The sequence below is a fragment of the Leisingera sp. JC11 genome (genome assembly GCF_040704725.1).
Classification (GTDB): Bacteria; Pseudomonadota; Alphaproteobacteria; order Rhodobacterales; family Rhodobacteraceae; genus Leisingera.
On sequence record NZ_JBFCVS010000015.1, the window covers coordinates 62,384 to 87,016 of the forward strand.

Consider the following 24,633-nt stretch of genomic DNA (forward strand, 5'->3'; position numbering starts at 1 on the left):
ATTCAGGCCTTCCCGGGCATCCGGGGAGGTCTTTTCTTTGGCCCGGCTCTAAATGCCGTCCTCCACGAACCGGCGCAAGCCCGCGATCTGGCCGGGCAGTTCCTCGGCTTGCGACTGGCAGAACCCGATCAGCAGCCCCTGTGCTGCGCCATCCGGGTCATGCGGCGTCAGCGGCCGGACGCCATAGCCCGCCACGGCTGCGCGGCGGCAGATGTCCGCGTCCTTCCGGGGCCCCTTCAGGTGAAAGGCGATCTGCATGCCGGCATTGTGACGGTGGAAGGATCCCAGCGCCTCCGGCCACTCCGCCAGTGCCTCCGACGCCGCGGCATAACGCTCGGCATAGAGCCTCCGGGCGCGGCGGATGTGGCGGTCGTACTGGCCCGACGCCATGAACTCTGCCAGCGGCCGCTGCGCGGTGATGGCAGCGCCAGCGCTGGGGTGGATGAACTGCGTCCGGAACTGCGGCACCAGCGCCGGCGGCAGGATCGCATACCCCAGCCGAAGCGCATGAGAGAACGTCTTGGAAAAGGTTCCCACGTAGATGCAGCGCCCCTCCCGGTCGAGCGCAGCCATGGCAGGCACCGGCTGGCCGCCATAGCGGAATTCGCTGTCGAAATCATCCTCGATGATCCATCCGCCGCGCGCCTTGGCGGCTTGCAGAAAGGCTTGCCGCTGCGGTACCGGCAGGGTGCCGCCCAGCGGAAACTGATGCGACGGAGTCAGCAGCGTGACCTTGGCCATCTGCCGCGGCACCTCAGCGCCGCGCGTGCCCGCCTTCAGCCAGCGCACCGTCCAGCCGCGCGACAAGGCAAAGCGCCGGGTGGGGGTGAAACCGGGGGCTTCCAGCGCGATATCCTCGCCCTCCACCAGAAACTCCATCGCAAGCTCCAGCGCCTCCCGCGCGCCGCTGGTCACCAGCACCTGCTCGGCACTGCACCCGATGCCCCGCCAGCGCGCGGCATAGGCCGCGATTTCTTTGCGCAGCTCCGGGTCGCCAAAGCCGTCCTCCTGGTGGCTCAGGCTCAGCGGGTCCATCCTTGCCACACGTGAAACACAGCGCGCCCAGGGCCGGGCCGGGAACACCTCCGGGTCAGGCGCGCCCGGCACCAGCATTCCGGGCGCGGGCGGCGGCGCCGCTGCAATCGGCTTGGCCGGAACCTGCGGCGGCCGGATCGGCGCCACGTCGCAGACAAACACCCCTGCACCCTGCCGGGTTTCGGCAAAGCCTTCCGCCACCAGCTGGTCATAGGCCGTCACAACGGTGGAGCGCGCCACCCCCAGATCCTGCGCCAGCGCCCGCGAGGACGGCAGCCGGGTGCCGAGCCCCAAGCTCCCCTCGCTGATCCGGCTGCGCAGTGCTTCGACGATCTGCAGATACAGCGGCTCAGCTTTGCTGTCAGAAATCATGCCGGAGAGGTCAATCATACTGGACTGTTCTTTTTGCTAGAAACTGGAAGTTAATCTCAAACCAGTTTGCGCGTAGCTGTTACGGGAAACAACAAGAAACATGAGGTCAGCCGATGCGCCAGCCCGAAGACGAAACCGCCCTGAAATCCGGCCGCAGCCGCCTGCGCCGCGCTCATGAGCGCGGTCATTACGACCGTGAGAGCCTGTATCAGGTGCTCGACGCCATGCCGCTGGCCCATATCGGTTACCAGATCGACGGCGCCACCTCGGTGCTGCCTACCCTGCAATGGCGCGAGGGCGACCACGTCTACTGGCACGGTTCCGCTGCCAGCCGGGCGATCCGCGCGATGGAGCGGGCAGAGGTCTGTCTTACCGTCACCTGCATGGACGGCTACGTGCTGGCGCGTTCGGCCTTCCACCACTCTGTCAACTTCCGCTCCGCGATGCTGTTCGGTGTGGCAGAGAAGATCACGGATGAGGACGCCAAGGCGGCTAGCCTCAAGGCGATGGTGGATCATATCTTCCCCGGCCGCTGGGAGACCCTGCGCCCGATGAATGCGCAGGAGCTGAAGGCAACCGCGGTGCTGCGCATGCCGATTGAGGAGGGCGCCGCCAAGATCCGGTCCGGCCCGCCCAAGGATGACGAGGAGGACTACGCCCTGCCGATCTGGGCCGGCGTGGTGCCGATGGCAATGGAGCTGAAGCCGCCGCAGCCCGATCCGGCCAATTTGGAGGGCGTCGCGATGCCCGACCACCTGAGCCGCATCCGTATCGGCTGAAACGATAAGGCGCGCCGCCCTGGCGCGCCTTCTGATCTTTCCGGCTTACTCGGTCTGGCTGGTGTCCCCGGTTCCTTTGCTGACCAGCGCGCCGTTTTCCCAGGTGCCGTCCGCCTGCTGGCCGCTGGCGTATTTCATCGTGCCAGGCCCCTGCCGCTTGCCGTTGACAAAGCTGCCCTCGTAGACATCGCCATTGGCATAGGTCGCCACGCCCTGACCGTAGATCTTGCCTTCCTGCCATTCGCCCTCATAGGTGAAGCCGTCGGGCATCACGATCTTGCCCTGCCCGTGGCGCTGGCTGTTGGCGAACTGGCCGGTGTAAACAGAGCCGTCGGCATAGGTCACCGTGGCCTCGCCGTGGCGCTGCCCGTCCTGCCAGCCGCCCTCGTAGCGGTAGCCGTCGGCGTAGGTCATCACCCCCTGGCCGTGGTTCTTGGCGTTCTTGAAACCGCCGGTATAGGTGATGCCGCTGGGATAGGCGGCGGTGCCTTCGCCTTCGATCACCCCGGCCACCCACGCGCCTTCATAGGTGGAGCCATCGGGGTATGTGATCTTGCCCTGGCCCTCGGCCAGATCATCGCGGAAATCACCCTCATAGACCGAACCGTCGGGGTAGACTGCCTTGCCCTTGCCCTCGATCTGGCCCTTCACCCATTCACCGGTATAGCTGTAGCCGTCCTTTTCGGTGAAGGTGCCGGTGCCGTGGCGCTGGTCATCGCGGAAATCGCCCGCGTAGACATCACCATTGCCATAGGTCTGCGTGCCGGTGCCATGGCGGCGGCCTTTTTGCAGCTCGCCTTCGTAGATGTCGCCGTTGGGCTGCGACAGCCTGCCGGTGCCGTGCATCTGGCTGGCCTGCCATTCGCCCTCGTAGACCAGCCCGTCGGAGGTCTCCAGCTTGCCCTGGCCCTGCAGCTGGCCATCGGCAACGGCCCCCTCGTAAACGGTACCTTCGGCATAGGTGATCCTGGCAAGGCCCTGCTGGCGGCCCTCGACCCAGTCGCCGTCATAGGTATAGCCGTCGGGGGAGGACATCACCCCCTGTCCGTGCCGCTTGCCATCGGCAAAACTGCCCTGGTAGCGCACGCCGCTGGCATAAACAGAGGTGCCGTCGCCGTGGATCTGCCCGTCCTGCCAGCCGCCCTCATAGGTGCTGCCGTCGGCGCGGGTCAGCTTGCCCAGCCCGTGCGGCTTGCCTTGCGCAAATTCGCCTTCATAGACCGAACCGTCGGGGAACCGCGCCACCCCCTGGCCGCGCACTTCGCCTTCGACCCACTCGCCGGTGTATTGATAGCCGTTCGGCAGCGTATAGGTGCCGGTGCCATGCTGCAGCCCGCCCTTGAAAGTGCCTTCATAGACACCGCCGATCTCGTCCTGGGTGGTGATGACCTCGCCTTCCTGCGCCAGCGCGGGGGCGGCCAGTGCCAGGATGGTGGAAAGCGCGAATGCGGTGCCGAAACGGGTCATTGAAAACCTCTGCCTGCCCAGGGATTACGGTGCTGCTGCCATATTGGGTTGCTCGCCCGGAAACTAAGCTACCGCAACACTGGCCGCAATGTCTTTTCCCGGGCTTCAGCCCCTTGCCCTTCCCCTTGGCCGTCAATCTGGTAAATGGCTGAGGAAGGATATTTGCAAAGGGCCCAAGCAGCATGGCAGACCGTTTCCGCGTGACACTGGCGCAGCTGAACCCCACCGTCGGCGACCTGGCGGGCAACGCCGCCAAGGCACGTGCCGCCTGGGAGGAGGGGCGCAAGGCCGGCGCCGACCTGGTGGCGCTGCCGGAAATGTTCATCACCGGCTACAACACTCAGGACCTGGTGATGAAGCCGGCCTTCCACACCGCCGCAATTGCCGAGGTGGAGAAACTGGCGGCCGACTGCGCAGACGGCCCGGCGCTGGCCATCGGCAGCCCCTGGGTTGAGGGCGCACAGCTGTATAATGCCTACCTGATCCTGAAAGGCGGCAAGATCGCCTCCCGCAGCCTCAAGCACCACCTGCCGAACGAGACCGTGTTCGACGAGGTGCGGATCTTCAATGCCGGCCCGTTGGGCGGCCCCTACGCGGTCGGCAATACCCGCATCGGATCCCCCATCTGCGAGGACGGCTGGCACGAGGATGTCTCCGAGACGCTTGCCGAGACCGGCGCCGAGTTCCTGCTGATCCCCAACGGTTCACCCTATTTCCGCGACAAGATGGAGGTGCGCTTCAACCACATGGTGGCTCGCTCCGTCGAAACCCATCTGCCGGTGATCTACCTCAACATGGTGGGCGGCCAGGACGACCAGGTCTTTGATGGCGGCTCCTTTGTGCTGAACCCCGGCGGCGCCCTGGCATTGCAGATGCCGGTGTTCGACGAGGCCTATGCCCATCTCGATCTGGAACGCACCGACGACGGCTGGCGCGCGGCAGAGGGCGAAAAGGCGCATCTGCCCGACGCCTGGGAGCAGGACTACCGGGTGATGGTGGAATCCCTGCGCGACTACATGGGCAAGACCGGTTTCAAAAAGGTGCTGCTTGGGCTGTCGGGCGGCGTCGACTCGGCCATCGTGGCGGCCATTGCGGTGGATGCGCTGGGTGCAGAAAACGTCCGCTGCGTGATGCTGCCGTCCGAGTACACCAGCCGGGAATCGCTCGACGATGCCGAGGCCGTGGCCAAGGCGCTGGGCGTGCATTACGACTATGTCCCGATCTCCGAAGGCCGGGCCGCGATTACCAATACCCTTGCTCCGCTGTTTGCCGGCCGTGATGCCGATATCACCGAGGAAAACATCCAGTCCCGCTTGCGCGGCCTGCTGCTGATGGCGATGTCCAACAAGTTCGGGGAAATGCTGCTGACCACCGGCAACAAGTCCGAGGTCGCGGTCGGCTATGCCACCATCTACGGCGACATGAACGGCGGCTATAACCCGATCAAGGATCTCTACAAGACCCGCGTGTTCGAAACCTGCCGCTGGCGCAACGCCAACCACCGCCCCTGGATGAAGGGGCCGGAAGGTGAGGTGATCCGTCCCAATGTGATCGACAAGCCGCCCAGTGCCGAGCTGCGCGAGGACCAGAAGGACAGCGACAGCCTGCCGGATTATCCGGTGCTGGATGCAATTCTGGACATTCTGATTGATCAGGATGGCTCAATCTCAGATTGCGTCGCGGCAGGATATGACCGCGATACGGCCAAGCGGGTGGAGCATCTGGTTTATATCAGCGAATACAAGCGCTTCCAGTCCGCGCCCGGCGCCCGCCTGACCCGGCGCGCGTTCTGGCTGGACCGCCGCTACCCGATCGTGAACCGCTGGCGCGACCCGTCCTGAAGGTCGTATTAACCCTTTGAAGCCACAGGTTTTTATGCCCCTTCAGCAGCGTGTCTCACGCCATATCGGTGCCGGTAACGCCCTGATATGCGGCGGAAAAAACACATTGGCGGAATGCGGCGCAACCGGTGTCGCATGCACGCTGGACCAGCGGTTTTGCACCGGGCATAGATGCCTTCATGCCCGGACCCAGACTGCCTCATTTCCAACCTGATCTTGCCTTGCCCAAGGCCGTCGACGCCGTGGTGATCGGCGGCGGAATCATTGGCGCCAGCACCGCGCTGGAACTGGCCGAACGCGGCCATTCCGTGCTGCTCTGCGAAAAGGGGCAGATCGCGGGGGAGCAAAGCTCGCGCAACTGGGGGTGGGTGCGGATCGCTTGCCGCGACCCGCGGGAACTCCCGCTGATGGCAGAGTCGCTGCGCCTGTGGGAGGGGCTGGCGGAACGCACCGGGCATGAAACCGGATTCACCCGATCCGGTATCCTCTACACGGCCGAGACCGCCAAGCGGGAAGCCCAGCTGGAACGCTGGCTGCGTAATCTCGACGGCTGGGGGCAGGGCGCCCGCATGGTCCGCGGCGAACAGCTGGCCCTGCTGATGCCGGGGCATCAGACGGCGGCTCGCGCGGCGCTGCACACGCCGCTGGACGGCCGGGCCGAACCGCAGCTGGCGACCCACGCAATCGCTTCCGCCGCCCGTGCGGCCGGGACGAAAGTGATGACCGACTGCGCCGTGCGCAGCGTCGAGACCTCCGCGGGCCGCATCAGCGGCGTGATGACCGAACGCGGCCGGGTGGCCTGTTCCGCGGTTGTCACCGCCGGCGGCGCCTGGTCGCGGCTGTTCCTGGGCAATGCGGGCGTGAACCTGCCGCAGCTCATGGTGCTGAACTCGGTCCTGCGCACTTCACCGGTGCAAGGCGGGCCGGAAACCGCGGTGCGCAGCGGCAACCTCGGCCTGCGCAAGCGGGCAGACGGCGGCTACACGGTCTCGGACGCGATGGAGAATGTGGTGGACATTGTCCCTGACAGTTTCCGCCTCGGCTGGAAATACCTGGCCAGCCTGCGCCAGGAATGGCGGGCGCTGCAGTTCCGCGTGTCCGGCCGCTGGGCAGAGGAGGCAGCGCAGCCCCGCCGCTGGGGCCCGCAGGACACCACGCCGTTCGAACAGTGCCGCGTTCTGGACCCGGCGCCCTCGCAAAAGGCGCTGAAATGCGGCTGGGCCGCCGCGCAAAAGGCTTTCCCGGTGCTGCAGAACGCCGACGTGGTGCAAAGCTGGGCCGGGCTGATGGATGTGACCCCGGATGCGATCCCGGTCATCTCGCAGGTGGACAGCCTGCCGGGGCTGTTCATTGCCACCGGTTTTTCCGGCCACGGCTTCGGCATCGGCCCCGCCGCAGGACGGCTGACCGCCGATCTGGTCACCGGCAGCACCCCGGTCGTGGACCCGCGCGCCTTCCGCTTGTCCCGGTTCACCGACGGCAGCAAATACGGGCCGCAAACCGGCTATTGAGCGATCCGTCCGGCAGGCGGCCCGGGCTGTCAGAGCGCAGGCTGTGCACTATCATTACGGCAGGAGGGCTGGCGGATGAGCCGGAACAAGACAGCCCCGACGGGCGCAAGCGTCGAAGAGTTTCTGCAAGCGGTGGAACCGGAGCGCAAATCGGTCGAGGCGCAGGAGCTGGACCGGCTGTTCCGCGAGGTGACCGGTTTCCAGCCGCAGATGTGGGGCCCGTCCATCATCGGATACGGCCGCTACCGTTACCGCTATGCGACGGGCCGCGAAGGGGAATTCCTGGCCACCGGATTCGCCCCGCGCCGGGCGCGCCATTCAATTTACATCATGCCGGGCTATCAGGATTACAGCGCCATCCTGTCCCGCCTGGGCAAGCACAAGCTGGGCAAAAGCTGCCTCTATGTGAACAAGCTCGCCGATGTCGATCTGGAGGTTCTGGGGGAACTGGTCAAAGCGGGTCTCAAAGACCTGAACGCGATCTGGCCGGTGCAGCCGGAGTAATTGCCGGGCTTTCATCTTTCCCGAAATACTCGCGCCGCAGGCCCGCGCCGAAGGCGCGTTAACACTGCCGAAACTGGACAATCCGGCGCCCATGTGACAAGGGGCAGGGCAACAGGAGACTCGTGATGACCACCACCCGTTTTGCCCCGTCGCCGACCGGCTATATCCACGTCGGCAACCTGCGCACCGCGCTGATGAACTACCTGATCGCCCGCAAGGCCGGCGGCACCTTCATTCTGCGCATCGACGACACCGACCCGGAGCGGTCCAAGGAAGAATACGTCGATGCCATCAAGCAGGACCTGGAATGGCTGGGCCTCACCTGGGACAAGGTGGAGCGCCAGTCCGAGCGGCTCGACCGTTACGTTGCTGCTGCCGACAAGCTGCGCGAAATCGGCCGCTTCTACGAGGCTTTCGAAACCCCGACCGAGCTGGACCTGAAGCGCAAGAAGCAGCTGAACATGGGCAAGCCGCCGGTCTATGACCGTGCCGCGCTGAACCTGTCCGAGGACGAGAAAGCCGCCCTGCGCGCTGAGCGCGGCGACGGCGTCTGGCGCTTCAAGCTGGACCATCAGCGCATCGAGTGGACCGACGGCATCCTGGGCGACATCTCCATCGACGCGGCCTCGGTCTCCGACCCGGTGTTGATCCGCGGCGACGGCCAGTTCCTTTACACCCTGGCCTCGGTGGTCGATGACACCGAAATGGGCGTGACCCATGTGGTGCGCGGCTCCGACCACGTCACCAACACCGCCACCCAGATCCAGATCATCGAGGCGCTGGGCGGCTCCGTGCCCTCCTTCGCGCACCACTCGCTGCTGACCGGACCGCAGGGCGAGGCGCTGTCCAAGCGCCTGGGCACCCTGGCGCTGCGCGACCTGCGCGAGGCCGGTGTGCAGCCGATGGCGCTCCTCAGCCTGATGGCGCGTCTGGGCTCCTCCGACCCGGTTGAACTGCGTACGGAGCTGGCAGAGCTGATCGACGGCTTCGACATCAACCGCTTTGGCGCCGCGCCGACCAAGTTCGATGTCGAGGATCTCTATCCGCTGACCGCCCGCCACCTGCAGTCGCTGCCGCTGGAGTCGGTGCAAAGCCATGTGGACGCACTGGGTGTTCCGGCAGACAAACAGGCCGCCTTCTGGGATATGGCCAAGGAAAACATCACCACGCTCAAGGATCTGGCGGGCTGGTGGGAGCTGTGCCGCGACGGGGCTGAGCCGCTGGTCGCGGATGAAGACAAAGAGTTCATCGCTGAGGCGATGGCGCTGCTGCCCGAAGGCCCCTATGACAGCGAAAGCTGGGGCAAGTGGACCGCTGCGGTGAAAGAGGCGACGGGCCGCAAGGGCAAGGGCCTGTTCATGCCGCTGCGCAAGGCCGTGACCGGCATGGAGCGCGGCCCCGACATGTCCGCCCTGCTGGCGCTGATGGAAACCGTGCGCGCCCGCGGCTGACACCTGAGACATCCTGTTGCAAAAGGCGGTGCCTCCGGGTGCCGCCTTTTCCGTTTCCGGACGGTCTCTATCAACCCCAGTTGCCGTCCCGCACGTCCTGGCACATCTCCCTGGCGGCCTTGGCCATATCCGGGTTCGGATGTTCGCCAAGCGCATTCAGCGACTTTTCCATCCAGCGCATCACCGATGGCGAGTCGCTGCCGCAGCGGGCAATCGGCGGGAAGGTGCAGTGCAGCAGATGCCGCGCTGTGACCGGCGGGACATTCACCTTCGGGTATTCGGCCCCGCGGGCGTCGCTGCTTTCGTCCTCCGGGGTGTTCTCCCACAGCAGCCGCTCCAGCCGCCCCATCACTTCCACTGCGGTGCCGGGATCATTGACGCCGGGTGACAGCGCCCGCTGCGCGGTCTCCGCCAGCAGGGTCAGGCCAAAGGAGGGGTCCTGATCGAAGCTGCGCACGTCGCCGATGTCGATCGCGGCAGACGCCGCCTTGCAGAAATCCTCGTCCCCGCCCGTAGCCCAGGCCACCGGCTGGCCGCGCAGGATGTACTCCCCCGGCGCCCGCGCCAGGGTGATCTCGGTGCCGGCCTCATCCGCCAGCTCGCTCAGCCGCGCCAGCCCGGCATAGCGGACAAAACCGCTCTTGGCGGCGGGAATATCCACGGCGTCCGCGGGTTTGGCGTCTTCGCGCGCGCACAGGCCCCCAAGGCAGGGTTTTTCCATCCGCGCCCGCAGGCTGGCGCGGCTGCGGTTCTCGATCAGCCGCAGGGTGTGGTCCATGCTTCCCAAGCCCGACAAATGATCGATCCAGCGCAGGATGGCGCCGACAATCAGAACCACCACGATGACGGTCAGGCCGAAAACGACAAACGCGCCTTCCGGCGTGAAATAGCCCGCGCGGAACAGGATCACCGCGCTCAGCGAATAGATGAAGCCGCTGACGAATGTCGCCAGCACCCGGTGGGTGACGGTGTCCTCCAGCAGCAGCCGGTAGACCCGCGGTGTCGCCATCGAGGCGGCGGTGCGGTAGGCGCTGACCATGACGTTGAGCGAAAAGGTGGTGACCGCCAGCATGCCCGACGCCAGGATCGTCAGCACCGGCAGCACCGCCTCGCGCCCGAAATCCTCGCTCAGGTTGTCGGGCAGCCAGGGTTTTGCCAGCGGTGCCAGCAGCAGTGCCAGCACAGAAATCAGGGAAATCAGAACAACCCTGAACCAGAGCTGCCGCGCAATCCGGCCCAGGTGCAGCAATATCTTTTCGATCATGCCTTCCAGACTATGCGGCGGGCGCCGGTGCTGTCGATCAGATCGTCAAAGATTTTGCGCTCGGCTGCGGTGATCGCCTGATGGCGCGGGTAACGCGGCGCCGCGTGGTCGTCCAGAATGGGCGACTCCCAGCCGTCGGTGGTCTCCACGAACCCCTTCAGGCCCTCGGCGCCGAACACCTGCAGGTAGCCCTGTAAAACCACATCCAGATAGCTCAGCAGGATCGGGTGCCGTTCGCTGACGCCGTTCTGCTTGTCCGCCGCTACGGCATAGACGGAGATTTCAGGGCTGCCCGCCAGACTGTGCTGCACCCGGTCCGAGGCCGGCAGCCGCTCATAGGCGAACTCCCGTTCGTCCAGCGCGGCCCAGTCGGCGCCCGGCACCTCCGCAATCAGCCCGTCGATTTCGCTGTTTTCGCAGGGCACCGCCGACAGGAACGCCACCTCGCGCAAGGAAGTATGCACCCAGGCGCGCCGCCAGCCGCTGAGCCGGGCAGGTGCCGCACCGCCATAGGCATGGGTCGCAGTGTTCACCAGGCTGCCGTAGCCAAAGAAGTAAGGAGCCGTCATCTGTGCGCCCTTCTGCCGCATGTTCTCTTATTGATGTATGTCAAACCGCTTTTTCCGCTCTTGTGCAATAAGCGATGCACCATAGCTGCGGGAGCTGACCCATGCGCATTACCAAAAGGACCAACATTGCCGTGCGGCTGCTGATGTATTGCGCCGCGCATGAAGACCGCCTGGTGACCAAGGCCGAGATCGCAGAGTGCTGTAATATCTCGGAAAACCACCTGGCGCAGGTGATCAACCAGCTGAGCCAGCTGGGCTACCTCGCCACCCAGCGCGGCCGTAACGGCGGCATGAACCTGGGCAAGCCCGCGGCGGAGATTCGCATCGGCGATGTGTTCCGCGATGTCGAGGGCAACCTGCCGATGGTGGAATGCTTTGCCGACGCGGACAACACCTGCCCGCTGTCCGATGCCTGCCGGCTCAAGGTGGCGCTGGCGGATGCGGCACAGGCCTTCTATGCCTCGCTGGACGATATCACGCTGGAATCCCTGGTCTGCGACAACCATGACCTGATGCGCCTCTTGCAGCCGGTCTCCTGCGGCGCCCGCTAAGCCAGGCCGCCGCAGGCCAGGTCATTCGCGCGCGCGCAGGATGCGGGCGGGCTTGGCGGCCAGCGGCCGCAGCGCAAATGCCAGCCCCGCCAGCAGCGTCGTCAGCACCCCGCCGGAAATCACCATCACCGCATTGGGCCAGATCACCGCATAGCTGGTCTCAAACACATAGGCGTTGATCGCCCAGGCCCCGGCAATGCCGGCCGCCAAGGCAACCATCCCTGCCGCCGCGCCCAACAGCGCAGAGCGCAGCGCAAAGCTTGCCAGGATCTGCTTGCGCGGGGCGCCCAGGGTTTTCAGCAGCGCCGCCTCATACCGCCGCGCAGGCTCGCCCGCAGCCGCGGTGCCCAGCAGCACCAGGAACCCGGTCAGCAGTGTCGCCGCGGCGCCATAGGCAGTGGCCGCCGCCAGCTGCCGCAGAATGTCCGACACCCGGTCGATGGCATCGCGCATCCGGATCGCGGTGATATTCGGCATCTCCCGCGCCAGATCGCGCAGGATCGCCGCCTCCGCCTGTTCCTCGGCATAGACGGTGGCGATGAAGCTGTGCGGCGCGCCCGCCAGCGCGGCCTCGTTCAGCACCATCACAAACCCCATGCCCGCGGTGGAGAAATCCACGTTGCGGAAGCTGGTGATGGTGCCGGTGATGTCGCGGCCCAGGATGTTCAGCGTCAGCGTGTCGCCCAGCTTGAGGCCCAGTTCCTCCGCCTCCTCGGCGGCAAAGCTGATCTGCGGCTCGCCTGAATAATCCTCCGGCCACCACTCGCCCGCTGTGACCTCTGTTGCCTCCGGCTGTGCGGCGGCATAGGTGATGCCGCGGTCGCCGCGCACCACCCAATGATCGCCCGCGACCTCTGTCGCGGGCTGGCCGTTGATGCGGGTCAGCACCCCGCGCAGCATCGGCGCGTTCTCCACTCGTGTCACCGACGGGTCGTTCTCCACCCGCTCCAGGAAGGCAGGCATCTGGCTGCGCTGGATGTCGACAAAGAAATAGCTCGGCGCCACATCCGGCAGGTTGCCCGCAATGGCGCGGCGCATGTTGCCGTCGATCTGGCCGATTGCGGCCAGCACTGTCAGGCCCAGCCCCAGCGCCAGTACCGCGGGCACGGCACCGTCGCGGGCGCTGCCGATGGACGACAGCGCCCACCGCAGGGCAGGGCGTCCGCGCGAGGCGCCGGTGCCGCGCCGCGCCAGGAATCCGATCGCCAGCGCCGCAACCAGCAGCACCATCAGCGCCCCCATCAGCCCGCCCGCGGTCCACAGCGTCAGCTGCGCCGAGCCGCTGAACCAGGCCGCCAGCCCCACCAGCGCCGCCAGCGCCACCCCGGTCGCCAGCAGATAGCGCGGCGCGGGCAGCCTTGTGCGGCTCGCAAAGGCATCCCGGAACAGCGAGGCCGCGCGGATGCGTTCCGCCCGCGCCAGCGGCCACAGGGCAAAGATGAAGGCGGTCAGCACGCCATAGACAGCGGCCTCCGCCAATGCCGAGGGGTAGAGCGAGAACACCGCCGGGAACGGCAGCTGCGCCGCAATCAACGGCCCCAGCAGCAGCGGCCCCAGTCCTCCCAGCACCAGCCCGATGCCCACCCCGATCAGCGTCAGCGCACCGATCTGCAGGAAGTAGGTCAGGAAGATCGTCTGCCGCTCCGCCCCCAGCGTCCGCAGGGTTGCGATGGTCGCGGTCTTGGTGGCCAGATAGGCGCGCACGGCGGCCGAGACGCCGACGCCGCCGACCGCCAGGCCGGACAGGCCCACCAGCACCAGGAAACCGCCCAGCCGCTCGACAAAGGAGGTGATCCCCGGCGCGCCGTTCCTGGCATCGCGCCAGCGCATGCCGGTGGTCTCGAACTGTTCTTCGGCCTCGGCTTGCAGGGCGTTCAGGTTGCTGCCCGCAGGCAGCTCCATCCGGTATTTAGTGTCAAACAGGGTGCCAGGCTCCAGCAGGCCGGACTCTCCCAGATCCGCCGTCCGCACCATGGTGCGCGGCCCCAGCTCAAAGCCGGAGGCCGCGGCATCCGGTTCCAGCACGATCATCGCCATCAGGCGGAAATCCTGGGTGCCCAGCCGGAAGGTATCCCCCGGCTGTAATCCCAACCGGTCCGCCAGAACCCTGTCCATCACCCCGCCGGGTAAGCCCCCAGCCCCTGCCAGCGCCGTCTCCAGCGGCATTTCCGGGCTCAGCTTCATCTCGCCCTTCAAGGGATACAGCCCGTCCACCGCCTTCACCTGGGTCAGCCCGCGCTCCTCGCCGACGGTGGCCATGGAGCGGAACTCGGCAATCTCGGAATGTCGCAGCGCGGTCCGGTCCAGCCAGGCGCGCTCGTCCTCATTGGCAAACCGGTAGGTGAAATTCAGTTCGGCATCGCCGCCCAGGATCGTCGCGCCCTCTTGCGACAGCCCGGCCTCGATCGAGGCCCGGATGGAGCCAATGGCGGCAATCACCCCGACCCCCAGGGCAAGACAGGCCAGGAAGATGCGGAACCCCTTCAGCCCGCCGCGCAGCTCCCGCAGGGCAAACCGCCAGGCGAGGCGGATAGAGGCGGCATTCATTCCGCGGCCTCGCGCGCCGCCGCGTCGTCCACGCGCCCGTCACGCAGCCGCACCACCCGGTCGCAGCGCGCTGCCAGCTCCGGCGCGTGGGTGACCATCACCAGCGTCGCGCCATAGCGGTCGCGCAACCCGAACAAGAGGTCCATCACCGCGGCGCCGTTTGCTTCATCCAGGTTGCCGGTCGGCTCATCCGCCAGCAGGATCGCGGGCCGCGGCGCCAGGGCGCGCGCCAGCGCCACCCGCTGCTGCTCGCCGCCCGACATCTGCGCCGGGAAATGGCCCGCCCGGTGGCCGAGACCCACCGCCTCCAGCTCAGCCTGGGCGCGGGGGAAGGCATCCTTGACGCCTGCCAGCTCCAACGGCGTTGCCACGTTTTCCAGCGCCGTCATGGTCGGGATCAGGTGAAAGCTCTGGAACACCACGCCCATGTTATTGCGGCGGAACCGTGCCAGCGCGTCCTCGTCCATTGCGGTCAGATCCTGGCCCAGGGCGGTCACGGTGCCGCCGGTTGCCTGCTCCAGCCCGCCCATCAGCATCAAGAGCGACGACTTGCCCGACCCGGACGGCCCCACCAGGCCCAATGTCTCCCCCTGCCGCACGTCCAGCGAGATGCCGTGCAAAATCTCCACCGGGCCGGTATTGCTATTCAGGGTCAAACTCGCATCTAAGAGATGCAGAACGGGGCTATTTTGATCGGTCATCGGGCCTGCCTGTTGGATGCACCTAACGGATATGGAGTGTTTGCGGCGATGCGCAAGACATTGGCACTGCTGAGTTTGCTGCTTTTTACCACCCCCGCCTGGGCGGAACCGCTGCGGATCACCGCCCTGGGCGACAGCCTGGTGCAGGGCTACGGGCTGCCGCAGGGCCAGGGTCTGGTGCCGCAGCTGGAACGCTGGCTGAACGGGAACGGCGCCGATGTCACGCTGCAAAACGCAGGCGTCTCCGGTGACACCACCGCCGGCGGGGCAGAGCGCGCCGAATGGACCCTGTCGGACACTCCAGACGGGCTGATCGTGCTTCTGGGCGGCAATGACATGCTGCGCGGGCTGGCGCCTGAGGAGGCGCGCGCCAATCTGGAACGCATCCTGCAAACGGCACAGGCCAAGGGGATCAAGGTCCTGCTGATCGGCATGAAGGCCCCGCGCAACTATGGCCCGGATTACAAGCAGGCCTTTGACGCGATCTATCCGGAACTGGCGGCTGTATACGGCGCAGTGCTGCACCCGGATGCCTTTGCCGGCATCGCGGCTGAGGCGGGCAACGACCCCGCTGCGGCGCAGGCGTTCATGCAGGACGACGGCATACACCCCAACGCCCGAGGCGTTGCGCTCAATGTGGCCGCGATCGGCCCGGCTGCGCTGCAGCTGGTGGCGGCCATAGACCGCTGAAAACAGCCCCGGCCGTCAGGGCTGTTTGAAAATTTCGGTACAGATCAGAGGGTCAGGAGACCAGCGCGATATCCACTGCGGATTCACGGCCGTCGCGGCCTGCGCGCAGCTCGTAGGTCACTTTCTGATTGTCTGCCAGGCCGGTCAGCCCGGAACGCTCCACAGCGGAAATATGGACAAATACGTCCTTGCCGCCTTCTTCGGGTGCAATAAAGCCATAGCCTTTGGTGGTGTTGAACCATTTGACGGTGCCAGTGGCCATCGTCGTGTACTCCTAAGTCGTCTCAGTTCTCTGCCCGCTTATGCGGCAGTCCGGCAAGGTTTGCAGATGGTCATGACCGCGCCGGGTAAGGTACAGTGATGGCATTCGCGTAACATCGCCGTGACAGAATTGGGTACGAATCCCCCTCAGCGCAAGAAAAATGCGCGGTGACGCGGGGTTCTGGAGCAGATTCCGGCGGTTGTGCGCCTAAGGAACTGTTACTTGTGCGGCTATAGCACAGTCACCACCGTGCCCAGCGGCACCCGCTCGTACAGGTCCACCACATGCTCGTTCATCATCCGGATGCAGCCGTTTGACACCGAATGGCCGATGGTCTGCGGCTGGTTGGTGCCGTGGATGCGGAAATAGGTGTCGATCCCGTTCTGGAACAGGTACAGCGCCCGCGCCCCTAGCGGGTTGTCCGGCCCGCCCGGCTGGATGTAGTCGTTGTCGATGAACTTGGCATAGGCCCGCGGATCGCGCTCGATCATCTCGTCGGTGGGGCGCCAGGTTGGCCAGACCTTCTTGCGTTCGATCACCGCCTTGCCGGTGAACTCCAGCCCGGCCTTGCCGACACCGACGCCATAACGGATCGCCTTGCGCTTGTCGGTCACGAAGTAGAGGTAGTAGGACCGCGGCAGCACCAGGATCTGGCCGGGGGCAAAGCCCTTGCGGATCCGCACTTCCTGCGGCGTGGGGTCAAAGGGGGCAGGCTCTTTCTTGCGGGCCAGCGCCGGCAGCGGAAGCAGCGCCGCAGCGGCGGCTGCGGTGCCCGCGGTCAGAATTTTCCGGCGTGAAAACATGGCCAAACCTCCGAACGTCAATTGCAACTCCCCTTCATCTTCCGGCGGCGGCGGCAGGCGGTCAACGGGTTTCGGCGGATGCGATGCAAACTGTTGCGCGGGCGGCCGCCGCGGCTATACCGGGGCAAACAGCCAAAGGAGCCGTCATGGGCGCCAAGACCCTCACCTGCCTGACCTGCGCCCAGCTCAACCGGGTGCCGGAGGAAAAACTGGGCAGCGGCCCGAAATGCGGCAGTTGCGGCGCGGCGCTGATGCCGTTCAAGCCGGTGGATGTGGACCCGGCCACGCTGCAGAAGGCGGTGCAGAACGACGATGTGCCGCTGGTGGCGGATTTCTGGGCGCCCTGGTGCGGCCCCTGCCGGATGATGGCGCCGGAATATGCCAAGGCCGCCAAGGCGCTGGCAGGCCGCGCGCGTCTGGTCAAGCTCAACACCCAGGACCACCAGTCCACAGGCGCCCGTTACCGCATCCGCGGCATTCCGGCGCTGATCGCCTTTGAGCGCGGCAAGGAGAAGAAACGCCAGGCCGGCGCGATGCGGTCGGGACAGATCATCAGCTGGCTGCGCGGCTGATCCCTCGGGGCTTCAGCCACCGGGTCCCGCCCTGTTCCGCGCCGGTGTCAGAACCGGCCCGGCCCGGGGCCGCAGCGGGCCTTGGGGCCTTTGCCCGCGCCCGCGCCGTGCCCGCGGCTGCCGATACTGCCGCTCCGCCACAGCTGAAAGGCAAGCATTCCCAGCATCAGGACCACGGCTGCCACAGGGTACAGGAGCACAACCAGCCACACCGGCCAGGCGCCGATCATGATGGCGGCAATGGCCAGCACAAGGCTGCCCAATGCGCCGAATAATGCGCTGATCCAGGCCATGCAGCCCTTTCCCCTCATGTCCCCTACCCCCAGAAAGTAGGGCGCAGCCTGCAGGCAGGCAACAGTGCAAGGGATACTTCTGCGCGATCTGTCCGGAGTTTGTTATATCAAGGGTGGTACGTCAGGCTGCTGTCCGGATGCGCTGCCGCCCGGTTCAGGCGGCTGCCAGCCGGCCGCCAGGGGGCATCCCGCCGCCGGGCCCCGCCGCCCCGCTGCGCCAGTACAACAGGGCAGTGGCCAGCAGCGCCGCCGCAGAGCCCGCCGCGGGATAGATCAGCAGGCAGGCCCACAGCGGCAGCCCGGCAACGGCATAGCCCGCCACCGCGGCGCACAGGCCCGCAACCATACCCAGAAAGACACCTGCCCAGGCCATGACGCCTCCACAATTCCGCAACCCGGGCCCAAGCGCCCGCTGCCTCCGCGCCCATCATCCGGCGAACTGTGTTATCAAAACGTTAAGATCGCGGCGGCAGCGGCAAACCAGCGCAAATAATGGGTGCGCAGGCGTTATTTCGAAGTCAGCGCGACCCCGTCCTTGGCCTTGGGCATCTTGCCCTTGCCCTGTTCCAGCACATGCGCCAGTTCATGCGCCAGCAGCTTGGAATCCTTGGCAAAGGCCGGCTTCGCCACATAGATATGGTTGCCCACGGTAAAGGCGCGGGCCTTCAGTTCCTTGCAGACGTCCTTGGCGTTGCCGCCCATATGCACCCGCACCTTGCCCAGATTGCCGCCGAAATGCGCCTCCAGCCCTTTGCGCAGATCGCCGGGCAGTTTCTTCTCCGTGGTGCCTTCCGGCGCGGTCTTCAGCTTCTTGCGCTTGGCCTTCCGGCCTTTGGCCGCCTCGACCTCCGCCTTCACCTCTTCCGGTTTCAGAGCCATGGGGGATCCTTTCCAACGCTTTAACCAACACAAGGCGCAGGGCGCCTGCGGTGAGGGTAGCGCAGGTTGGCGGAAAGGCGAAACCGAGGACGGGGACACAGTGCCGTCAGCAACAGATCAGTCAAACGGTTCAGGAGCAATTTTGCGCTGCCGGACTCAAACCGCCCGGGCCGCTTGAGGCCCGGGCTGCGCCTGCCTGCCCCCCGGCAGGCGCAGTCGCGCCCGCCCAGGCAGCCGGAGCCCTGGTGTTTCGATAGCAGGCAGTCCAAAAAGGAAGGGCGGCCAAAGGCCGCCCAACATCAAAGGAATATTCCGATGATCGTCAGCAAGAGTGCAATGGTTCCAATTAAGTCACCATAGGTCACTCGCCCTTCCAATTTGAACGAAAACCGCATTGAGATAGCCTCTAGCGATGCTCGATCGATCGAGCGTTTAGATACGCTCAGTATTTATAACCCGCCCCTAAATCGGCGGCTCGGTCAGCTCCTATGGCCACTTGGAGCAACCTGTCGGCGGTTGTCCCATCAGCTTCCCGCTTCAAGGGCCACCTTAGCAAAGCCAGGCTAAGGCTTCACATAGCGCCGCTAAGCGCTGACCGAGCTTATGGTTTGGAGTTTGGTCAACTCCACCCGGCTGCAGCTATAGTGGGATTGGGTGAGCGGAATTTCAAGCTCCGCTCACAATTTGCAGTAGATTTACCGCACAAACTTCTTGTGCTTCAAGCGCTTGGGCTCCAGCGCGTCGGGACCCAGGCGGCGCTTCTTGTCCTCCTCGTAGTCCTCGAAGTTGCCCTCGAACCATTCCACATGGGCATCGCCCTCGAAGGCCAGGATGTGGGTGCAGATCCGGTCGAGGAAGAAACGGTCGTGCGAGATCACCACGGCGCAGCCGGCGAAATCGACCAGCGCGTCTTCCAGCGCCCGCAGCGTTTCCACGTCCAGGTCGTTGGTCGGTTCGTCGAGCAGCAGCACGTTGCCGCCCTCTTTCAGCAGCCGCGCCATGTGCACGCGGTTGCGCTCACCGCCGGACAGCAGCGACAGTTTCTTCTGCTGGTCGCCGCCCTTGAAGTTGAAGGAGGAGCAATAGGCGCGGGAATTGACCTGCGCGTCGCCCAGCTCGATGATCTCGGCACCGCCGGAGATCGCCTCCCACACGGTGTCGTTGTCATTCAGGTCATCGCGCGACTGGTCGACATAGGACAGCTTCACGGTGTCGCCGTATTCCACCGAGCCCACATCGGGCTGCTCCTGGCCGGTCAGCATCCGGAACAGGGTCGATTTACCGGCGCCGTTGGGGCCGATCACGCCGACGATGCCACCCGGCGGCAGCGAGAAGTCGAGGCCTTCGATCAGCTGCTTGTCGCCGTAGTGCTTGGCGAGGCCGTTGACCTCGATCACCTTGGAGCCGAGGCGCGGGCCGTTCGGAATGACGATCTGGGCGCGGCCGACCTTTTCGCGCTCGGACTGCGACGCCATCTCGTTATAGGCGGCAATACGCGCCTTGGATTTCGCCTGGCGGGCTTTCTGGCCCTGGCGCATCCACTCCAGTTCGCGCTCCAGCGTCTTCTGCTTGGCCTTGTCCTCGCGGGCTTCTTGCTCCAGGCGTTTCGCCTTCTGTTCCAGCCAGGCCGAGTAGTTGCCCTCGTAGGGAATGCCGCGGCCGCGGTCGAGTTCCAGGATCCAGCCGGTGATGTCATCCAGGAAGTAACGGTCGTGGGTGACACACAGGATGGTGCCCTTGTAGTCGATCAGGTGCTGCTGCAGCCAGGCGATGGTCTCGGCGTCCAGGTGGTTGGTCGGTTCGTCGAGCAGCAGCATGTCGGGCGCTTCCAAGAGCAGCTTGCACAGCGCGACGCGGCGGCGCTCACCGCCCGAGAGGTTTGCCGGCATTGCATCATCCGGCGGGCAGCGCAGCGCCTCCATCGACACGTCGACCTGGCTGTCCAGGTCCCACAGGTTTTCCGCATCGATAGCGTCCTGCAGCTCGGTCATCTCGGCCATCAGCTCGTCGGTGTAGTTCTCCGCCATCTCCACCGCGATCTGGTTGAAGCGGTCGACCTTGTCCTTCTTGGCCTGCACCCCCAGCATGACGTTTTCGCGCACGGTCAGGCTCTCATCCAGCTGCGGCTCCTGCGGCAGGTAGCCGACCTTGGCGCCTTCCGCGGCCCAGGCCTCGCCGGTGAAATCCTTGTCGAGTCCGGCCATGATCTTCATCAGAGTGGACTTACCGGCGCCGTTGACGCCGACCACACCGATCTTCACGCCGGGCAGAAAGGAGAGGTGGATGTTTTCAAAGCATTTCTTGCCACCCGGGTAGGTCTTGGAGACCCCCTGCATGTGGTAGACGTACTGGTAGGAAGCCATGGGATCGCTCCGTTAAGGGGGGAATTTGCTGGCGGGAGTGATAGCCGAAGGGCGGCGGCGGGGCAATGCGGGATGCAGGCCTGCGCGAGGGGGTGCCATCCGTACACCCCCTGTGCACCCCCTGTGCACCGGGTGGTGCTGTTTGTGTGTTTTCAGATCAGGGGCAACGAGCGCCCGGGGACGTGGCGCGCAGCGGCACGTCCCGCGCCTGACCTTCCCCCGGTCAGGCGCCTTCGCGCCCTCCCAAGGTCAGGCCCGGGCCTCGTGTTGTGCAGTTACTCTCCAGCACATTGATCAAGCGCAACAAATGCCCCGTGCCCGTGCCTTAGACAGGGGCCAGGAACAAGGCACCCGAAGGGCAGGATCACCCGTGACGCAGTGGCACAGATACAGGACAGGGCTGGCGCTGGCGGCGGCGCTCTGTTTTGCGCTGCTGGCGGGGATCCATGCGGCGCGGCCGGTTGCGGCGGATCCGGGGTTTGCGGCCTTTGGCTTTGCCGCCTCTGACATCTGCGGCTTTGGCGGCGGTGAAGACAGCCAAGGCTGCCCGAACTGCACCCTGGCGGCGGGGGCGGTGCTGCCCCAGGCCAAGGCGCCCGGAACCCCTTGCCTGTTCCGCCGCACTGCCACTGCCGGGCGCGGCGGCTGGATCGCTGCGCCGGGCGTTGTTCCGACCTACCAGGCCCGGGCCCCGCCGGCCTTCACATGACAGCAAACCGCCGGCACCTCCCGGCACACCTGACATGTGAACAAACGGACCAGACTTATGAAACTCATGAACATCGCTTCGGCGGCGCTGCTGGCGGCTGCCCTTGGAACCTCGGCCCAGGCCCATGCCACCCTGGAACAGCAGGAGGCGGCCACCGGCAGCTTCTACAAGGGCGTGATGCGGATCGGCCATGGCTGCAGCGGCGAGGCCACCCTGAAACTGCGGATCGCCATCCCCGAGGGCGTGATCTCGGTTAAGCCGATGCCCAAGGCGGGCTGGACGCTGGAAACTGTCTCTGGCGATTACGCAAACAGCTACGACTACTACGGCAAGACGCTCACCTCCGGCGTCAAGGAGATCATCTGGACCGGCGAGCTGCAGGATGACTTCTACGATGAGTTCACCTTCCGCGCAAAGCTGGACGGGTCGCTGGAGCCGGAGACCATGCTGTTCTTCCCCACCGTGCAGGAATGCGCCACCGGCGAAAACAGCTGGAGCGAAATCCCGGCAGCAGGCCAGGACCCGCATGATCTGGCGCATCCGGCGCCGGGGCTGCATCTGACCGCGCCCGCCGCGCATACCCACTGACGCGCAGGTTTGCGGAACGCCGGCTGGGGCTGGCGGCTCTGGCCCCCTGGCGTTCCGCGGTGCAGCTGTCCGTCCCATGACGGCTGCACCAACTGCAGGTTTCACGGGCAGCGAAAGCGCCGCCCGGGTCCTGGCCCTACAGCTTCCACTTCTTCTTGATGTTGTCCGGCACCGGGTAGATCAGTTTGCGGTTGTCGAAGTGGTGGCACTTGATGCCTTCGCTGTTCCTCTCCGCCAGGTAGCGCAGGCAGGTGGCCAGCGCCTTGATGATCTTGGGGTCGGTGCGGGTGGTCACATCCACGGCCTGGCCCGACAAATGGCGCGAGATGTATTTCCACTTTGCCTTCTTGAACATGCACTCGATGAAACCCTTCTTGTCCTTGGCTTGCACGAACCCGTCCAGTTCCAGCCGCAGATCCTCGTTGTTTTTCAGGTAGGAATAGATCCTGCCGCGCTTCAGATGGCTGTTCCAGCCGCCGTACATGGCGCTGGCCTGGCCCTTCTTGTCGCGCAGGCCGGAGACCACATGGATGGTCTCGCCGTAGAATGACGAGACCTCGTAAAGCACATCCAGGATCTTCTTCTGCACGCCCTGGGTTTTGCCGGTCAGCCGCCCGGGCTTGCGCAGCCCCTCGGTCTCGACGGTCTTGACGACGGTCTCCGCAGCTTTCTTCTGGGCTGCCTTGGCAGCCTTCTCCGCCGCCTGCTTGGCGGCTTTCTGCGCATCCTCGCCCTTCTTCTCGCCCTTGGAGAAATAGCTTTCGTAGAGCGAGGTGGCGTACTCCTCGATCTCATCCAGAAGCGCGGCCCAGCCGCCCTTGTCCAGCGACTTGGCCTTGGCTTCCTTCACCAGGGTGTCCTTGGCGGCCTTCACCGCCTTGGCCTTGGCTTCCTCCTTGGTCTTTTCATCCTGTTTTTCCTTGGCCTTCTGCTCGGCCTTGGCCTTGGCCGGGCCCGCGTTCAGCTTCTTGATGGTGTTCTTGCCGGGGTCGATGCGGTAGTCGGGCTTGAAGCCGCAGACCTCCTGCTGGAACTGGCCGATCATCTTCTCCAGCACCGGTGACGGGGTGCCGTCGGTCTTGACCTTCTTGATCCCGGCATTGCCGGCAAAGGCATTCAACAATTGCTGTACGGTTTTGACGTCTTCGGGCAGGTTCTTGCCCTTGCGCCCGACGGAGGCGGAAAGCTTGGCAACCATGGTAAACTCGCAAACTGGAAACAGCGGGCTGCAAACAACGCCCGCGCAATAAAATTCTACACCCAAAGCAGCGGTTCAGGCAATCTGCGCAGGGTTGCGCGCGCCGGCTGCGGGCGGCAATTGATCTCTTGCAAAAACTATGCGCATCAAGGCGCTCATGGTTTGCAAGCTGCCGCATATCCGCCCGGGCCAGAGCGTCGGGCTGCTCGGGGGGTCGTTTGATCCGCCGCACCGCGGCCACGCGGCGATTTCCCATGCGGCACTGAAACGCTTCGGGCTGGATCACCTGTTCTGGCTGGTGTCGCCCGGCAACCCGCTGAAGGCCCGCCAGCCGGCATCGCTGGGGCGGCGGATCGCAGCGGCAGAGGACCTGATCCGGCACCCGCGCATCCACATCACCGGCATCGAGGCCGCGCTGGGCACCCGCTACACCGCCCAGACCCTGCGGCATCTGCGCCGCCGCCATCCCGGCGTGCGCTTTGTCTGGCTGATGGGGGCCGACAACCTGACCCATTTCCACCGCTGGAAAGACTGGCAGCAGATCCTGGACACGGTGCCGGTGGGGGTGCTGGCGCGACCCGGCGACCGGATCTCGTCCCGGTTCTCCCCGGCCGCCCGGGTTTACCGCCATGCCATGCTGAAAGGCAGCGAAAGCCATCTGCTGGCGCAGGCCGAAAGCCCGGCCTGGTGTTTCGTCAACCTGCCGATGGTGGATGTGAGCTCCACCGCGCTGCGCGCCCGCGGCACCTGGTTAGCGGCGCAGGAGGGCTGAGGCCAGCCCGGCGCTGAGCACCACCGCCAGCCCGCCCCAGGTCCAGGCGTCCGGCAGTTGGCTGAACACCGCCCAGCCCAGGCCGACCGCGGCCACCAGCTGGAAATAGACCATCGGCGCCAGTTTCACCGCCTGCACCCGGCCATAGGCAAACAGCAGCAAGAGGTTGCCCGTCATCGAGAACGCCGCGCTCCCCACCGTCAGCGCCGCGGTAGAGGGGGTGAACTCCGGCAGGCTGGCCAGGCCCAGCGGCAGCATCAGCAGCGCCGACAGCAGAAGCTGTGTCAGGCTCAGTTCCAGCGGCGTGCCGACATGCGCCAGCCAGCGCGAACTGGTCAGGAAGCCGCCGTAGAAACAGCCCGCCAGCACCGCCCACAACAGGTTCACGGAGCCGCCAAGGCCCGGCCGCACCACCATCAGCACGCCAACGAACCCCAGCGCCATCAGCAGGCTGCGCAGCGCCGTCGCCTGCTCGCGCAGCAGCAGCACCGACAGCACGTAGCTGACCACCGGCCCGATGAAGAAGGCGGCAAAGACATTGGCCAGCGGCTCGCTCTGCAGCGCCAGCTGGATCGAGAAGATGCCGCCGGTCAGCAGCCCGGCGCGCAGCCACAGCCGCCAGTCGCCCAACAGGGAGAAGGCGCGGCGCGGCACGAAGGGCAGGATCAGCGCGGTGCCGATGGCAAAGCGCGACCAGGCGACAAAGGCGGGCGTCGCCAGCCCGGCGCCGGTCAGCAGTTTCCCGCACAGGTCGCCTGCGGGGATCATTGACATGGCCGCGAACATGAGGATGAGTGCCTGCAACATGGCTGCCAGCGGTAGCAGGACTTGCCCGTGTGAAAAAGCCCGGACCTTGCGGCGCAAAGCTGCGGATCGGGGATTGAAGTAGAGCCGCTCCTGACCCTAAAATTG

At 65.6% G+C, this 24,633-nt stretch carries 25 protein-coding genes; 11 read left to right on the forward strand and 14 right to left on the reverse strand.

Annotated features, from left to right (window positions below; genetic code table 11):
• Positions 1-48 precede the first annotated feature (48 nt).
• Positions 49-1,425, reverse strand: coding sequence for a PLP-dependent aminotransferase family protein (locus AB1A62_RS16250; RefSeq protein WP_366662507.1), 1,377 nt, complete (start codon positions 1,423-1,425; stop codon positions 49-51).
• 95 nt (positions 1,426-1,520) lie between these two features.
• Here AB1A62_RS16250 and AB1A62_RS16255 point away from each other — a divergent pair, with 95 nt between their 5' ends.
• On the forward strand, positions 1,521-2,186 hold the full coding sequence (locus tag AB1A62_RS16255; protein ID WP_366662508.1) for a pyridoxamine 5'-phosphate oxidase family protein: 666 nt from the start codon (positions 1,521-1,523) through the stop codon (positions 2,184-2,186).
• Positions 2,187-2,231: 45 nt separating this feature from the next.
• On the opposite strand, the gene AB1A62_RS16260 is transcribed toward AB1A62_RS16255, so the two are convergent.
• Positions 2,232-3,653: a 2-isopropylmalate synthase gene (locus tag AB1A62_RS16260; RefSeq protein WP_366662509.1), complete on the reverse strand. Its 1,422-nt coding sequence runs from the start codon at positions 3,651-3,653 to the stop codon at positions 2,232-2,234.
• A gap of 182 nt (positions 3,654-3,835) precedes the next feature.
• On the opposite strand from AB1A62_RS16260, the gene AB1A62_RS16265 reads away from it, so the two are divergent.
• From AB1A62_RS16265 to gltX, 4 genes are all read left to right on the forward strand, one after another.
• The gene (locus tag AB1A62_RS16265) at positions 3,836-5,494 is read left to right on the forward strand and encodes an NAD+ synthase (RefSeq protein WP_366662510.1); all 1,659 of its coding nucleotides are present in this window, start codon (positions 3,836-3,838) and stop codon (positions 5,492-5,494) included.
• Positions 5,495-5,673: 179 nt separating this feature from the next.
• Complete coding sequence (locus AB1A62_RS16270; RefSeq protein WP_366662511.1) at positions 5,674-7,005, forward strand: FAD-binding oxidoreductase; 1,332 nt, start codon at positions 5,674-5,676, stop codon at positions 7,003-7,005.
• 75 nt (positions 7,006-7,080) lie between these two features.
• Positions 7,081-7,509, forward strand: coding sequence for a DUF1801 domain-containing protein (locus AB1A62_RS16275; RefSeq protein ID WP_366662512.1), 429 nt, complete (start codon positions 7,081-7,083; stop codon positions 7,507-7,509).
• Between the two features lie 125 nt (positions 7,510-7,634).
• On the forward strand, positions 7,635-8,960 hold the full coding sequence (gltX, locus tag AB1A62_RS16280; protein ID WP_366662513.1) for a glutamate--tRNA ligase: 1,326 nt from the start codon (positions 7,635-7,637) through the stop codon (positions 8,958-8,960).
• A gap of 70 nt (positions 8,961-9,030) precedes the next feature.
• Here the strand turns inward: gltX and AB1A62_RS16285 are convergent, their stop codons facing one another.
• Together AB1A62_RS16285 and AB1A62_RS16290 are read right to left on the reverse strand one after the other, a co-directional pair.
• Positions 9,031-10,224, reverse strand: coding sequence for a DUF2254 domain-containing protein (locus AB1A62_RS16285; protein WP_366662515.1), 1,194 nt, complete (start codon positions 10,222-10,224; stop codon positions 9,031-9,033).
• Positions 10,221-10,793 (reverse strand): gamma-glutamylcyclotransferase family protein, encoded by a 573-nt coding sequence (locus AB1A62_RS16290; RefSeq protein ID WP_366662516.1) that lies wholly within the window; start codon positions 10,791-10,793, stop codon positions 10,221-10,223. Before AB1A62_RS16290 ends, AB1A62_RS16285 begins: the two co-directional genes overlap by 4 nt.
• A gap of 101 nt (positions 10,794-10,894) precedes the next feature.
• Between AB1A62_RS16290 and AB1A62_RS16295 the strand changes: the two genes are divergently transcribed.
• Positions 10,895-11,344, forward strand: coding sequence for an Rrf2 family transcriptional regulator (locus AB1A62_RS16295; protein WP_366662517.1), 450 nt, complete (start codon positions 10,895-10,897; stop codon positions 11,342-11,344).
• A 21-nt stretch (positions 11,345-11,365) separates the two neighbouring features.
• Here the strand turns inward: AB1A62_RS16295 and AB1A62_RS16300 are convergent, their stop codons facing one another.
• Positions 11,366-13,891, reverse strand: coding sequence for an FtsX-like permease family protein (locus tag AB1A62_RS16300; protein WP_366662518.1), 2,526 nt, complete (start codon positions 13,889-13,891; stop codon positions 11,366-11,368).
• Positions 13,888-14,592 (reverse strand): ABC transporter ATP-binding protein, encoded by a 705-nt coding sequence (locus AB1A62_RS16305; RefSeq protein ID WP_260016398.1) that lies wholly within the window; start codon positions 14,590-14,592, stop codon positions 13,888-13,890. Before AB1A62_RS16305 ends, AB1A62_RS16300 begins: the two co-directional genes overlap by 4 nt.
• Before the next feature lie 48 nt (positions 14,593-14,640).
• Here AB1A62_RS16305 and AB1A62_RS16310 point away from each other — a divergent pair, with 48 nt between their 5' ends.
• Entirely contained in the window at positions 14,641-15,282 is a 642-nt protein-coding gene (locus AB1A62_RS16310) for an arylesterase (RefSeq protein WP_366662519.1), read from the forward strand.
• Between the two features lie 52 nt (positions 15,283-15,334).
• Here the strand turns inward: AB1A62_RS16310 and AB1A62_RS16315 are convergent, their stop codons facing one another.
• Positions 15,335-15,544, reverse strand: a complete 210-nt coding sequence (locus AB1A62_RS16315) for a cold-shock protein (RefSeq protein ID WP_027236435.1) — start codon at positions 15,542-15,544, stop codon at positions 15,335-15,337.
• A 230-nt stretch (positions 15,545-15,774) separates the two neighbouring features.
• Positions 15,775-16,347, reverse strand: coding sequence for a L,D-transpeptidase (locus AB1A62_RS16320; RefSeq protein ID WP_366662520.1), 573 nt, complete (start codon positions 16,345-16,347; stop codon positions 15,775-15,777).
• Between the two features lie 146 nt (positions 16,348-16,493).
• Between AB1A62_RS16320 and trxC the strand changes: the two genes are divergently transcribed.
• A complete protein-coding gene (gene trxC, locus AB1A62_RS16325) occupies positions 16,494-16,919 on the forward strand; it encodes a thioredoxin TrxC (protein ID WP_366662521.1) in 426 nt (141 codons plus the stop codon).
• A 47-nt stretch (positions 16,920-16,966) separates the two neighbouring features.
• Here trxC and AB1A62_RS16330 read toward each other — a convergent pair whose 3' ends face one another.
• From AB1A62_RS16330 to ettA, 4 genes are all read right to left on the reverse strand, one after another.
• Positions 16,967-17,212, reverse strand: a complete 246-nt coding sequence (locus AB1A62_RS16330) for a hypothetical protein (protein WP_366662523.1) — start codon at positions 17,210-17,212, stop codon at positions 16,967-16,969.
• Between the two features lie 154 nt (positions 17,213-17,366).
• Positions 17,367-17,585 (reverse strand): hypothetical protein, encoded by a 219-nt coding sequence (locus tag AB1A62_RS16335; protein ID WP_366662524.1) that lies wholly within the window; start codon positions 17,583-17,585, stop codon positions 17,367-17,369.
• Positions 17,586-17,719: 134 nt separating this feature from the next.
• A complete protein-coding gene (locus tag AB1A62_RS16340; protein ID WP_366662525.1) occupies positions 17,720-18,091 on the reverse strand; it encodes a DUF4157 domain-containing protein in 372 nt (123 codons plus the stop codon).
• Positions 18,092-18,786: 695 nt separating this feature from the next.
• A complete protein-coding gene (ettA, locus tag AB1A62_RS16345; RefSeq protein ID WP_366662526.1) occupies positions 18,787-20,454 on the reverse strand; it encodes an energy-dependent translational throttle protein EttA in 1,668 nt (555 codons plus the stop codon).
• Between the two features lie 370 nt (positions 20,455-20,824).
• On the opposite strand from ettA, the gene AB1A62_RS16350 reads away from it, so the two are divergent.
• Together AB1A62_RS16350 and AB1A62_RS16355 are read left to right on the forward strand one after the other, a co-directional pair.
• A complete protein-coding gene (locus AB1A62_RS16350; RefSeq protein WP_366662527.1) occupies positions 20,825-21,163 on the forward strand; it encodes a hypothetical protein in 339 nt (112 codons plus the stop codon).
• Positions 21,164-21,220: 57 nt separating this feature from the next.
• Positions 21,221-21,751 (forward strand): DUF1775 domain-containing protein, encoded by a 531-nt coding sequence (locus AB1A62_RS16355; RefSeq protein ID WP_366662528.1) that lies wholly within the window; start codon positions 21,221-21,223, stop codon positions 21,749-21,751.
• Positions 21,752-21,887: 136 nt separating this feature from the next.
• Here the strand turns inward: AB1A62_RS16355 and AB1A62_RS16360 are convergent, their stop codons facing one another.
• Positions 21,888-22,949 carry a peptidoglycan-binding domain-containing protein gene (locus AB1A62_RS16360; protein ID WP_366662529.1) on the reverse strand — a complete coding sequence of 354 codons (1,062 nt, stop codon included), beginning with the start codon at positions 22,947-22,949 and terminating at the stop codon, positions 21,888-21,890.
• 157 nt (positions 22,950-23,106) lie between these two features.
• Here AB1A62_RS16360 and AB1A62_RS16365 point away from each other — a divergent pair, with 157 nt between their 5' ends.
• Positions 23,107-23,721 (forward strand): nicotinate-nucleotide adenylyltransferase, encoded by a 615-nt coding sequence (locus tag AB1A62_RS16365; protein WP_366662530.1) that lies wholly within the window; start codon positions 23,107-23,109, stop codon positions 23,719-23,721.
• Here the strand turns inward: AB1A62_RS16365 and AB1A62_RS16370 are convergent.
• On the reverse strand, positions 23,701-24,528 hold the full coding sequence (locus AB1A62_RS16370) for a DMT family transporter (RefSeq protein WP_366662531.1): 828 nt from the start codon (positions 24,526-24,528) through the stop codon (positions 23,701-23,703). The two genes, AB1A62_RS16365 and AB1A62_RS16370, sit on opposite strands and share 21 nt — an antisense overlap.
• Positions 24,529-24,633 lie beyond the last annotated feature (105 nt).